This window comes from Pseudomonas asplenii, from assembly GCF_900105475.1.
GTDB classification, from domain to species: Bacteria; Pseudomonadota; Gammaproteobacteria; order Pseudomonadales; family Pseudomonadaceae; genus Aquipseudomonas; species Aquipseudomonas asplenii.
The window spans coordinates 73,033-85,773 of sequence record NZ_LT629777.1; the positions used below are offsets into that span (position 1 = coordinate 73,033).

Here is a 12,741-nt window from a genome sequence, read left to right on the forward strand (position 1 = left end):
ACACTGTGGGAGGCGGGATTCGCGTAGGGCTTCAGAGCCTCTTCGTGGAAGAATCCGACTCCCACAGTGTCAGCGTCATGCGCAAGACTCATGCCGGGGCAGGCGCCCCACCCACCTGATCCTGCTCCATTCCCTCGCGCATCCGCGCCGCATCCCGACTGAAGCAACGCGCTGCCTGGAACAGGAACAGCAACGTCAGCAACAACGCCACCGGAATCAGATACATCGCGTCATGCAGCCCCACGGCCTTGAACGCCTCGGTCATTTGCTGCGCGCCCGCCGCCAGCATCGCCGTATGGGCGAAATGATCGGACAGCAAGCCCACCACCACCGGTCCCAAGCCTCCACCGAGCAAATACAGCCCGGCAAAATAGACCGCCATCGCCATCGCTCGCAGCCGTGGCTCGACCACATCCTGGATCGCGGTATAAACGCAGGTGTAGAAGTTATAGGCAAACAGCCAGCCGACGCTGAACACCGCCACGAACACACCGATCTCGATCCGCCCGGCCTGTAGCGCCCAGGCGGTAGCGAGGGTCGAAACCACCAGGCTTGCGGCCGCGAACAACAGGCGCCCGTTGGCGATACGCTGGTGAATCTTGTCCGCCACCCAGCCGCCCAGCGTCAGACCGACCAGTCCGGTCAAGCCGACGATCACGCCGGTGGCCACCGCCGCTTCCTGCAAGGGCATCTGGAAGTAGCGCTGCAGCATCGGCACCAGGAAGGAGTTGCAGGCATAGGTGGCGAAGTTGAACGTCAGCCCCGCCAATACCAACCAGAGAAAAGTCGGGATCGCCAACAGGCGGCGCACCGGACGCTCGATCCGCACCTGGGCCACCTGCACGCTCTCCGCCGCACCGCGCTTGGGCTCCTTGATGAAGAACATGAACAGCGCCAGCACCAGCCCCGGCACCGCCGCAATGAAAAACGGCGCCCGCCAGCTGTCGAATGCCTTGACCATGGCTCCGATGGTGAAAAACGCCAGCAGCAAGCCCAACGGCAGACCGAGCATGAAGATGCCCATGGCCCGCGCCCGCCGATGGGCCGGGAACAGGTCGCCGATCAGCGAGTTGGCCGCTGGCGCATAACTGGCTTCGCCGATACCAACGCCCATGCGTACCAGCAGGAAGCCCCAGAAACTGCCCACCAGGCCGTTCACCGCCGTCAACCCGCTCCAGACCGCCAACCCCCAGCCCATCAGCTTGCTGCGCGAACCATTATCGGCCATGCGCCCCAGGGGCAGGCCGGCAATCGCATAGACGATCGTGAACGCGGTACCGATGAAGCCGATCTGGAAATCGCTGAGATGCCACTCCATCCGGATCGGCTCGATGATGATCGCCGGAATGGTCCGATCGAAGAAATTGAACAGGTTGGCGAGGAACAACAGGAACAGAATGCGCCAGGCATTCGCCGCTTGGGTCGAGTTCTGCATGGGGGCCGTCTCTTTATTGTTATAGGGCTTTGCTGCTACTCAATCTAGTCAGCCGAATAACACCTGTCTGCCACCATTCGCGGCGCTGATACCGGCCAATGGGGGCTCTATCGAGCCCGCTAAAAATACTTGTAACACCCCCTTACAAAGCGCTGGGCGAAGCCTAGAATAGTGACAAACTCCCTCCTTCCTTTCTTTCTCCGTTGACCTTCCATGCCTGATGCTAATCCGTGTCTGAATTGCGGTGCCTGCTGTTCGTATTTCCGTGTCTCGTTCTACTGGGGAGAGTGCGTTTCGGGCGGCGGCCTGGTGCCCGACGAACTGGTCAGCCAGATCAGCCCGAGCCGCGTGGCCATGAACGGCACCGAGGGGAAAAAACCCCGTTGCACCGCACTGGAGGGCGAAGTCGGCAAAGCGGTCAGTTGCTCGATCTACCATGAGCGCTCCAGCCCCTGCCGCGAGTTCGATGCCGCCTGGGTCAACAATGAGCCCAACGAACGCTGCGATGCGGCCCGCGCCGCCTTCGGCCTGCCACCGCTGGAGCCGGAACAGCCAGTTGCCTTAGTACCAATCGCTATTTAGGTCATTGCCAAATCATTGGGAGCACTCTGCCCTCAGGGCTCCCGTCTCCAGACGAGCTTCTATACTCCTCACCATTGGGCGGTGCACTCAGCGCCGGTAGTCCCGGGTGATCGGGTATAGGACGAGCTATGGAGTGGCTGGGGTTGCATTTTGTCGACAAATTGCCCGATGAAGGGCAGTTGCTACTCGAGTGCAGTCATAATCCGTTGCTGGTGATGCTGGCCTACATGGTCGCCTGCGCGGCGGCCTTTGCCACGCTCGACATGGCCGAACGCGTCGGCCATGTCGAGAAACCGGCGCAACAGCGGCTCTGGCGCTGGGTCGGAGCCTGCTGCCTGGCTGGCGGCATCTGGGCCATGCACTTCATCGGCATGCTCGCCTTCCAGACGCCCATTCAGGTGAGCTACGACCTGCCCACCACCATGATCTCGCTACTGATCGCCCTGTTTGCCTCGTTCCTCGCCATGCACACCCTGGGTCGCCCGCAATTACGCCCGTCGCAGACCGTTCGCGCGGCACTGTCGATGGGACTGGGCATCGCCGCCATGCATTACGTGGGCATGTCCGCCGTCCGCTCGAGCGCGCAGCAGTATTATCAGCCCACTCTCGTCGGCCTGTCGGTACTGATCGCCATCCTCGCCAGCCTGGCGGCGCTGTTGCTGGCCAGGCATTTTCGCAGCGGCAGCGGGACGTTCCATCAGTTGCTCAAATACAGCGCCAGCCTGGTCATGGGCGCCGGCATCGTCAGCATGCACCTTACCGGCATGTGGTCATTGAGCCTGGTGCTGCCGGCAGGCACCAGCCTGCCCTCCGCAGTGGAGAACAATCACCTGCAACTGGGCATGACCATCGCCCTGATCGCCCTTCTGATCATTGGCAGCAGTATCAGCGCCGCCCTCGCCGACAAGAAGCTGCAGTACAAGGAACAGGACCTGCGCCGGGTCAACGCCCTGCTCAGCCAGTTGGACCAGGCCCGCATGTCCCTCGCCCAGGTCGCGCACTACGATGCCCTGACCAACCTGATCAACCGCCGCGGTTTCAACCAGATCTTCGCCGAACGGCTGATTGAACGCACTAACAATGGCGGCATGCTCGCGGTGATGTTCCTCGATATCGATCATTTCAAGCGGATCAACGACAGCCTCGGCCACGACGCCGGCGACGAACTGCTCAAAGTCATCGCCGCGCACATCAAGAGTGCCACGCGCAGCCATGACGACGTAGTCGCGCGCTTTGGCGGCGATGAGTTCTGTATTCTCATCAGCCTGCACAAACGCGATGAAGCGCGGCACATGGCCTTGCGCATCATGCAAAAAATGAAGGAGCCCATCGAGCTGGCCGGGCGGCGTATGGTGATGACCACCAGCATCGGCATCGCCGTATTCCCCGAGGATGGCAAGTCCTGCGAGGAACTGCTGAAAAATGCCGATCTGGCGCTCTACCAGTCCAAGGACGCAGGGCGCAACAGCCTGCATTTCTTCAATACCAACCTCAAGACCCGCGCCACCCTGGAACTGCAACTGGAGGAGGAACTGCGCCAGGCTTTGCGCGAAGGCAAGGAGTTGCAACTGATCTACCAGCCCATCTGCGAAGTCAAGACCGGCCAGGTTGCCAAGCTTGAAGCGCTGGTGCGCTGGAACCATCCGCAACACGGGCTGCTGACACCGGACCGCTTCATCCGCATCGCCGAAGCCAACGGGCTGATCGCCGATCTGGACAAGTGGGTGCTGCGCACCGCCTGTCAGGACCTCGCGACGCTGGACGGACAGGGTTATGGCGAACTGATGGTCACCGTGAACTGCTCGTCGCTGAATCTGGCACGTGAGGAACTGGCCGACGATATCGAAAGCGCGCTGCGCGCCACTGGTATTTCAGCCAGCCGGCTGGAGCTGGAGGTCACGGAAAACGCCTTGATGGGCAATATCACCAATACCCTGCAACTGCTACGACAGATGCGCAGCCTTGGCGTCTCGTTGTCCATCGACGACTTCGGCACGGGCTATTCCTCACTGGCCTACCTCAAGCGCCTGCCGCTCAATACCCTGAAGATCGATCGATCGTTCATCCTCGATATCCCCAAGTCGGCCCCGGACATGGAGATCATCCAGGCGATCATCGTCATGGCCCATACCCTGCACCTGCAAGTGGTCACCGAAGGTGTCGAGACCCAGCAGCAATACGACTTCCTCGCCGAGTACGACTGCGACTATATCCAGGGCCACCTGTTCAGCCGACCAGTCCTGCTGGAAGAACTGCCAGCGGTGCTCCAACAGCTCAACCAGCATCGCCCGCCATCCTCCGCGCTCCTCACGCCGGGCCAGGACACGGACCCAGCGCCGTCACGTCCGCCCTTTGCGGATAACCCCGGCTACCAGGCTGGCGCATCGACTGTGCGTCCCATCCGCTGATCGGCATCGACAATGCCCTCGCAGGCCGATCCCAGCGAGGCTCGGGGGAATGTAATACACACTTCACAAAAAGTTCCCTGTCAATTAAAGAACGCCAATTATTGGCCGATTCAACGATACCAAAAGCAAGGATCGCCCCAGGCAAGCCTAGGGCCAAACCCTATCGCTCAAGCCGATATCGCGCGTTAGCGTCGCGATTTCTCACCGTGATGGCGCGTTGACATCATTTCGACCGCCCAACCAGACCAGGCATATGGCGCACAATGACTTCCAAAAATAACCCAGCCAACCCAGTATCCGATCTGATGTCACCCGCGGTCGTGGAAAAAACCTACAAGGCCTACTCGACGCCCCGTCCACTGGCGACGCAGCAGTACCTTTATTTCACCGAAACCAATACGGATCGTATCCTCGATAACCTCGACGGCCTGCGCGACATGGTATTTCCGCGTCCGCCGCACCTGGAGATGGAAAACGAAGCCCGCCGCGAGCAGGAATTTCCTTCGGTCTGCCTGATCGGCCTGGGCCGCTGCGGCTCGAACATCGCGCTGGATGTCGCCGAACTGGTCTACAACGCCCGCAAGTTCTACCTCAACGAATTCAACAACGACGACAAATCCGCCGACAAGGGCTACCGCCCAGCACAGTGGATTCGCAACAACCTGCGCCTGGTCCAGAACAAATCTGCCAAGCCGGTGTTCCTGGTGGAACCATTGGTGATGCTCGGCGACCTGGACAAGGACATTGCCGGGCGTATCCGTTTTTCGCGTAAAGGCGAGAAAAGCGGTTTTATCCGCGACTACAGCAAGATGAAGATCATGGACCTGTCGGAAGTCCACGCCGGTGGTGCGGGTAACGCACCGATCCTCGGCCAGTACCTGGCCAAGATCATCCTGAACAAGGACACCCAGCGCTTCTCCAGCCCCGACTGGAAGATGATCCATTCGTACCTGATCGACTCCTGCGGCATCAAGGCCAACCAGTCGCGCCTGTACTTTTCGATTTTCAGTGCCGGCGGCGGTACGGGCTCGGGCATGGCCTCGGAATTCGGCCTGGCCCAGCAGTACTCGTATATGAACAAGACGTTCGACACCAAGCCGATGGACGAGCACGACAGCAAAAGCGGTCATTCCTTCGTCTTCGAGCCGATCTTCACCAGCGGCATCTGCGTGCTGCCGAATATTTCCGACCATCGCAGCGAGATGTCCGAGGCACTGCACATCAATGCCGGCCGCCTGCTCTGCAAGTACCTATCGGAGGAATGGGACTTCTCGTACAACTTCGACAATGAAGACAGCAGCGAAGCCAGCGTCATGGGCCGTATCCGCCCCTGGAACGCGATGATGCTGATCTCCAACGACATCATGCGCTATGCCGAAGAGAACGATGACGGCAACATCCAGAACATCGATGTCAATGCCATGGAGAAGCACGCCAACCAGTACATCTCCCAGCAGATCTTCAACATCCTGACAGCCCAGGCCGTCACCACCGATTACGACCAGAACTATTTCCGTCGTGCCGGCATCGACATCGGCGAGACTATCCGCCTGGATGCCAACGATCTGTTCATGAGCCTGGCCGGCCCGGTGGCGATTGCCTATGCCGAATCCGTGGTACCGGAACAGCCGGCACCCAGCAGCGATAAATTCAAAGTGTTCGAGAAAGAGCAGCCGCGACTGAACATCGACGACCTGTTCTTCCGTTCCATCGATCTGCCGCACTTCAACAAGGTCACCCAGGCCATCGAAGGCATCAGCCTGCTGCCGATCGAGTCCAAGCGCTACCGCGCCGCCCTGGAGCAGTACAAGGCTTCGGGTTACGACGCAGCAGCGCTGCACGACCTGCATTTCTTCAAGAACTGTTCGTCGGTGGTCTCGATCGTTTCGCTGCCCAAGGACTACAAACTGTCCTACATGGACCTGAACCGGCTCAAGACCCACCTCAACAGCCTGTTCCCCAACACCACGCTCAAGCGTTATGCGCTGGTGATCGGCGCCTCGGCCAACCTGTCGCTGACCACGCTGATCGCCAAGAGCCCGTGCCTGTCGGACGATTTCCTGACCCTGATCGTGGCCTTCATCAAGCGCTGCTTCGCCCGCAACCCGTACCGCTTCGACGAGACGCTGGACAACTCGATGCTCGAGTTCATCACCCGTGACGAGTTCGACGAAGGGCATATCGACGAATTGCTCAACGAGTTCGAAAACCCGGCGAAAATCCTCGATACCAACTGGTACGCGATCAAGCCCATGTACGAAAAGAAGTACCGCGAGCTGATCAACGACAAGGACAAGTTCGTCTCGATCAACGATATCCGCCTGTCCCGCGACTGCGTGAAGAAGGCCATCAAGTATCTGCGCGAGATCTACCGCCACCGCATCGGCAAGACCAAGGTCATTTCGCTGAACAGTCACACCGGTCGGACCGAGTACTGATGCCCCTGTAGGAGCCCGACTTGCCGGCGAAGAGGCCCTTCAGGCCGCCAGAAGCTTCGCCGGCAAGCCGGGCTCCTACGGGATCATGGTCCTACAGCGAGACTGTGGATTTTCTCCACGAGCAACAGCCACTACGGCGTTGCGCGGTTACTGGCCTACCCACTTACAGGCCATAAATGCATAACGCACATGCACCATTACGATACACAGACTTACTGCAGTGCCCTTTCCTGGATCATTACCCAAGGCGATACGACTACCGCCCACAGGCTCGGATCACGCTCGAAAAGATCCTGGGCCCGCGTTTCAGACACCTTGCTCAGCGCTCCGGTGGCCAGCCAATCCGCCACTTTTTCGGCCTGATTCTCGGCCATGGCCTCGGCAGCCGCGACCAGATCCAGCGACGGCTCGACCCACAATAGGGCGCCCCGGGCAAAGAACGGTTGCAACTCCTCCCAGCGAATAGATGCAGTTTCACCAAGCAGCTTGGCATAGAGGGTGCTAGGTTCTTGAGTCATGGGGTTCTACCTGAGAAAAAAACGGCGCAATCATAACGTCGCAACCCAGGTAGAAAAACCCGTATGTAAACGTGGGGGTGAAAGAGGGAGCAGGGAGTCAAGGATTGCCGTGCAGGTCAGCAACATTCGGTTAACAATCCGCATGGCCACTTGCCGCCATTCTGTCTCTTTCTTTCATTTAAGCGACACATCCCGATTTTGTCCTTGGCTGCCCGCTATCCAAGCGATAAACGAGCACTCTAAACTGTATCGGTACAGTTGCCGGGTAAAATCGGGCTCTAAAACCCGGTTCTGCCGCCCTGGCGTCAGAACTATAAAAACTACAACAGCAAGAGTGGAGCACTAATGACTAAGCAGATTTCCAAACTGTTCGCCGCTATGGTTCTGGCCGGTATTGCCAGCCATTCTTTCGCTGCAGACACCATCAAGATCGGCATCGCCGGCCCCAAGACCGGCCCGGTGACCCAGTACGGTGACATGCAGTTCACTGGCGCGAAACAGGCCATCAAGGACATCAACGCCAAGGGCGGCGTCGATGGCAAGAAACTCGAAGCCGTTGAATACGACGATGCCTGCGATCCGAAACAAGCCGTGGCCGTAGCCAACAAGGTAGTCAACGACGGCGTCAAGTTCGTCATCGGCCACCTCTGCTCCAGCTCCACCCAGCCAGCTTCGGACATCTACGAAGACGAAGGCGTGATCATGATCACCCCGGCTGCCACCAGCCCGGAAATCACCGCCCGTGGCTACAAGCTGGTGTTCCGCACCATCGGCCTGGACAGCGCCCAGGGCCCTGCCGCCGGTAACTACATCGCCGACCACGTGAAACCGAAAGTGGTTGCCGTACTGCACGACAAGCAGCAATACGGTGAAGGCATCGCTACCGCGGTCAAGCAGACCCTGGAGAAGAAAGGCGTGAAAGTCGCCGTCTTCGAAGGCCTGAACGCTGGTGACAAGGACTTCTCCTCGATCATCCAGAAACTCAAGCAGAACAACGTCGACTTCGTCTACTACGGCGGCTACCACCCGGAGCTGGGCCTGATCCTGCGCCAGTCCAAGGAAAAAGGCCTGAACGCCAAGTTCATGGGTCCGGAAGGCGTCGGCAACGACTCGATTTCGCAGATCGCCCAGGACGCTTCCGAAGGCCTGCTGGTCACCCTGCCGAAGTCGTTCGATGCCGAGCCTGAAAACAAGGCCATCGTCGACGCCATCAAGGCTGACGGCAAGGATCCAAGCGGTCCGTTCGTGTTCCCGGCCTACTCGGCTGTCGAGCTGATCGCCGACGGCATCAAGAACGCCAAGAGCGAAGACACCGCCAAGGTGGCAGCGGCCATCCACGCCGGTACCTTCAAGACTCCGACTGGCGATCTGTCCTTCGACGAGAAGGGCGACCTGAAGAACTTCAAGTTCGTGGTCTACGAATGGCACTTCGGCAAGCCGAAGACCGAAGTATCCCCTCAGTAAGTCGGACCTGACCGGTCAACAAGCCCACTGTTTACACAGTGGGCTTTGTTTTACGAGGTTTATGGGCCTGACACCCGCGATCCGGGAGCTGGCTCACCTGAAAATCTTAAAACCGTCACCAGCGGTTCGCTGGCAAACGCTCGTACCAACGTGGCGAAAGACCACGCCCAACGAGCCGGAACATGACTCCACCAGTGAAATGCGTATCGGGTTTTTAGGAGCGCTGTAATGCCTGAGATCTATCACTTCTTCCAACAGCTGGTTAATGGCCTGACCATTGGCAGCACCTATGCCTTGATAGCCATTGGCTACACAATGGTTTACGGCATCATTGGAATGATCAACTTCGCCCATGGCGAGGTCTACATGATTGGTTCCTACGTGGCCTTCATCGTCCTTGCCGGGCTGGCCATGCTGGGTATCCACTCCCTGCCGCTGTTGATGACCGCCGCGTTCATCGCGACGATCGTCGTGACAAGTGCCTATGGTTACAGTATCGAGCGCGTTGCCTACCGCCCATTGCGCGGCAGCAACCGTCTGATCCCGCTGATTTCCGCCATCGGCATGTCGATTTTCCTGCAGAACACCGTACTGCTGTCCCAGGACTCCAAGGACAAGTCCATTCCCAACCTGATCCCGGGGAGCTTTTCCTTCGGTCCGGGGGGCGCAGAAGAAGTCATGATTTCCTACATGCAGATCCTGGTTTTCGTGATCACTCTGATCGCCATGACCGGGCTGACCCTGTTCATCTCCCGTTCACGCCTGGGCCGCGCCTGCCGCGCCTGCGCCGAAGACATCAAGATGGCCAACCTGCTGGGGATCAACACCAACAACATCATCGCCCTGACCTTCGTCATCGGTGCCGCTCTCGCGGCGGTGGCGGCCGTGCTGCTGAGCATGCAATACGGCGTGATCAACCCCAACGCCGGGTTCCTGGTGGGCCTGAAGGCCTTTACCGCGGCAGTCCTGGGTGGCATCGGCAGCATTCCGGGCGCCATGCTCGGCGGGCTGGTGCTGGGGGTGTCCGAAGCCTTTGGTGCCGACGTGTTCGGCGACCAGTACAAGGATGTGGTGGCGTTCGGTCTTCTGGTTCTGGTGTTGTTGTTCCGTCCGACCGGCATCCTCGGCCGTCCGGAGGTTGAGAAAGTATGAACAGATATCTCAAACAGGCGCTGTTCAGCGCCCTGCTGGTCTGGGCCGTGGCCTTTCCGGTGCTCGGCCTGAAGCTGAGCATCGTCGGGATCAACCTCGAAGTACAGGGTACCGGTCCGGTGACCCTGACCGTCATCGCCCTGTCCTCGGTGCTGATGTTTCTGCGCGTGCTGTTCAGCCAGCAGGTCAGCGCGATGTTCAAGACCTCCCGTGGCCCGCTGGTTTCGCCCAAGGTCGGTCAGTTCCTGACCCTGCCACGGACCCAGCGCTGGATCATCATCGGCCTGATCGTGGCCGCGCTGATCTGGCCGTTCTTCGGCTCGCGCGGCGCGGTCGACATCGCCACCCTGATCCTGATCTACGTGCTGCTGGGCCTGGGCCTGAACATCGTGGTGGGCCTGGCTGGCCTGCTCGACCTGGGCTACGTCGGCTTCTATGCCGTGGGTGCCTACACCTACGCGCTGCTCTCGCATTACCTGGGCTGGAGCTTCTGGATCTGCCTGCCACTGGCGGGTATGGCGGCGGCAACGTTCGGCTTCCTGCTGGGCTTCCCGGTATTGCGCCTGCGTGGTGACTACCTGGCGATCGTGACCCTGGGTTTCGGGGAAATCATCCGCCTGTTCCTGCGTAACCTGACCGACATCACCGGCGGCCCCAACGGCATCAGCAACATTCCCAAGCCAACCTTCTTTGGGCTGTCGTTCGACCGCAGTGCCGCCGAGGGCATGCAGACCTTCCACGAGTACTTCGGGATCGCCTACAACCCGGTGAGCAAAGTGGTGTTCCTGTACCTGGTGGCGCTGTTGCTGGCACTGGCCGCCCTGTTCGTGATCAACCGCCTGCTGCGCATGCCGATCGGCCGTGCGTGGGAAGCTCTGCGCGAAGACGAGATCGCCTGCCGCGCCCTGGGCCTCAACCCGACCATCATCAAGCTGTCCGCGTTCACCCTGGGGGCTGCGTTCGCCGGTTTCGCCGGCAGCTTCTTCGCCGCTCGCCAAGGCCTGGTGACACCGGAGTCGTTCACCTTCATCGAGTCGGCAATCATTCTCGCCATCGTCGTGCTCGGCGGCATGGGTTCGCAACTGGGCGTGATCCTCGCGGCCATCGTGATGATCCTGTTGCCGGAACTGATGCGTGAATTCAGCGACTACCGCATGTTGATGTTCGGCGCCATGATGGTGCTGATGATGATCTGGCGTCCTCAGGGCCTGCTGCCAATGCAACGTCCACACATGGAGCTGCGCAAATGAGCCGCGAGATCCTTAAAGTCGAAAACTTGAGCATGCGCTTCGGCGGCCTGCTGGCGGTCAACGGCGTGGCCCTGACCGTGAAAGAAAAACAGGTCGTGGCGCTGATCGGCCCCAACGGTGCCGGCAAGACCACGGTGTTCAACTGCCTGACCGGTTTCTACAAGCCGAGCGCCGGCAGCATCATCCTCGACGGTCAGCCGATCCAGGGCCTGGCCGGCCACGAGATCGCCCGCAAGGGCGTGGTGCGGACCTTTCAGAACGTGCGTCTGTTCAAGGAAATGACCGCGGTGGAGAACCTGCTGATCGCCCAGCATCGCCACCTGAACACCAACTTCCTCGCCGGGCTGTTCAAGACCCCCTCGTTCCGCAAGAGCGAGAAGGAAGCCATGGAGTACGCCGCGTATTGGCTGGACAAGGTCAACCTGACCGAGTTCGCCAACCGCCCGGCCGGCACCCTGGCCTACGGTCAGCAACGTCGCCTGGAAATCGCCCGCTGCATGATGACCCGCCCGCGGATCCTCATGCTCGACGAACCGGCAGCCGGCCTGAACCCCAAGGAAACCGACGACCTCAAGGCGCTGATCAGCGTGCTGCGCGAGGAGCATGACGTCACGGTGCTGCTGATCGAGCACGACATGAAGCTGGTCATGAGCATTTCCGACCATATCGTCGTGATCAACCAGGGCACGCCGCTGGCCGATGGCACGCCACAACAGATCCGCGACAATCCCGATGTGATCAAAGCCTACCTGGGGGAAGCGTAAATGCTGCAGTTCGAAAACGTTTCCACCTTCTACGGCAAGATCCAGGCCCTGCATAGCGTCAACGTCGAGGTTCGCCAAGGCGAGATCGTCACCCTGATCGGCGCCAACGGCGCGGGCAAGTCGACCCTGTTGATGACCCTCTGCGGTTCGCCACAGGCTCACAGTGGCAGTATTCGCTACATGGGTGAAGAGCTGGTGGGGCAGGAATCCTCGCAGATCATGCGCAAGAGCATCGCGGTGGTGCCGGAAGGCCGCCGGGTGTTCTCACGCCTGACCGTCGAAGAAAACCTCGCCATGGGCGGTTTTTTCACCGACAAGGGCGATTACCAGGAGCAGATGGACAAGGTCCTGGAACTGTTTCCCCGGCTCAAGGAGCGCTTCAGCCAGCGCGGCGGCACCATGTCCGGTGGCGAGCAGCAGATGCTCGCGATCGGCCGGGCGCTGATGAGCAAGCCCAAGCTGCTGCTGCTCGACGAGCCGTCGCTGGGCCTGGCACCGATCATCATCCAGCAGATCTTCGATATCATCGAACAACTGCGCAAGGACGGTGTGACGGTGTTCCTGGTGGAGCAGAACGCCAACCAGGCGCTGAAGATCGCCGACCGTGCCTATGTGCTGGAAAACGGCCGGGTGGTGATGCAAGGCAGCGGCCATGACCTGCTGACCGACCCGAAGGTCCGCGAGGCGTACCTGGGCGGTTGATTCAAGCGCTGCGCAACGACAACGCCTC

General features: G+C 60.0%; 10 protein-coding genes. 8 read left to right on the top strand and 2 right to left on the bottom strand.

Annotated elements, in window-relative coordinates:
- Positions 1 to 88 precede the first annotated feature (88 nt).
- On the bottom strand, positions 89 to 1,435 hold the full coding sequence (locus BLU37_RS00360; RefSeq protein WP_010450363.1) for a spinster family MFS transporter: 1,347 nt from the start codon (positions 1,433 to 1,435) through the stop codon (positions 89 to 91).
- Positions 1,436 to 1,648: 213 nt separating this feature from the next.
- On the opposite strand from BLU37_RS00360, the gene BLU37_RS00365 reads away from it, so the two are divergent.
- The 3 genes from BLU37_RS00365 (at position 1,649) to BLU37_RS00375 (ending at position 6,863) form a co-directional block, all read left to right on the top strand.
- The gene (locus BLU37_RS00365) at positions 1,649 to 2,017 is read left to right on the top strand and encodes a YkgJ family cysteine cluster protein (protein ID WP_026007756.1); all 369 of its coding nucleotides are present in this window, start codon (positions 1,649 to 1,651) and stop codon (positions 2,015 to 2,017) included.
- Between the two features lie 128 nt (positions 2,018 to 2,145).
- Complete coding sequence (locus tag BLU37_RS00370; RefSeq protein WP_090201896.1) at positions 2,146 to 4,425, top strand: putative bifunctional diguanylate cyclase/phosphodiesterase; 2,280 nt, start codon at positions 2,146 to 2,148, stop codon at positions 4,423 to 4,425.
- A 263-nt stretch (positions 4,426 to 4,688) separates the two neighbouring features.
- Complete coding sequence (locus tag BLU37_RS00375; RefSeq protein ID WP_090201897.1) at positions 4,689 to 6,863, top strand: hypothetical protein; 2,175 nt, start codon at positions 4,689 to 4,691, stop codon at positions 6,861 to 6,863.
- Between the two features lie 212 nt (positions 6,864 to 7,075).
- On the opposite strand, the gene BLU37_RS00380 is transcribed toward BLU37_RS00375, so the two are convergent.
- Positions 7,076 to 7,381, bottom strand: a complete 306-nt coding sequence (locus tag BLU37_RS00380; RefSeq protein WP_010451314.1) for a DUF2288 domain-containing protein — start codon at positions 7,379 to 7,381, stop codon at positions 7,076 to 7,078.
- Positions 7,382 to 7,726: 345 nt separating this feature from the next.
- On the opposite strand from BLU37_RS00380, the gene BLU37_RS00385 reads away from it, so the two are divergent.
- The 5 genes from BLU37_RS00385 (at position 7,727) to BLU37_RS00410 (ending at position 12,713) form a co-directional block, all read left to right on the top strand.
- Positions 7,727 to 8,845, top strand: a complete 1,119-nt coding sequence (locus BLU37_RS00385; protein WP_010451312.1) for a branched-chain amino acid ABC transporter substrate-binding protein — start codon at positions 7,727 to 7,729, stop codon at positions 8,843 to 8,845.
- Positions 8,846 to 9,073: 228 nt separating this feature from the next.
- Complete coding sequence (livH, locus tag BLU37_RS00395) at positions 9,074 to 9,997, top strand: high-affinity branched-chain amino acid ABC transporter permease LivH (protein ID WP_010451310.1); 924 nt, start codon at positions 9,074 to 9,076, stop codon at positions 9,995 to 9,997.
- Entirely contained in the window at positions 9,994 to 11,247 is a 1,254-nt protein-coding gene (locus tag BLU37_RS00400; protein ID WP_010451308.1) for a high-affinity branched-chain amino acid ABC transporter permease LivM, read from the top strand. Before livH ends, BLU37_RS00400 begins: the two co-directional genes overlap by 4 nt.
- Positions 11,244 to 12,011, top strand: coding sequence for a high-affinity branched-chain amino acid ABC transporter ATP-binding protein LivG (gene livG / locus BLU37_RS00405; protein ID WP_090201898.1), 768 nt, complete (start codon positions 11,244 to 11,246; stop codon positions 12,009 to 12,011). Before BLU37_RS00400 ends, livG begins: the two co-directional genes overlap by 4 nt.
- Positions 12,012 to 12,713 carry an ABC transporter ATP-binding protein gene (locus BLU37_RS00410; RefSeq protein WP_010451300.1) on the top strand — a complete coding sequence of 234 codons (702 nt, stop codon included), beginning with the start codon at positions 12,012 to 12,014 and terminating at the stop codon, positions 12,711 to 12,713.
- Positions 12,714 to 12,741: the final 28 nt, after the last annotated feature.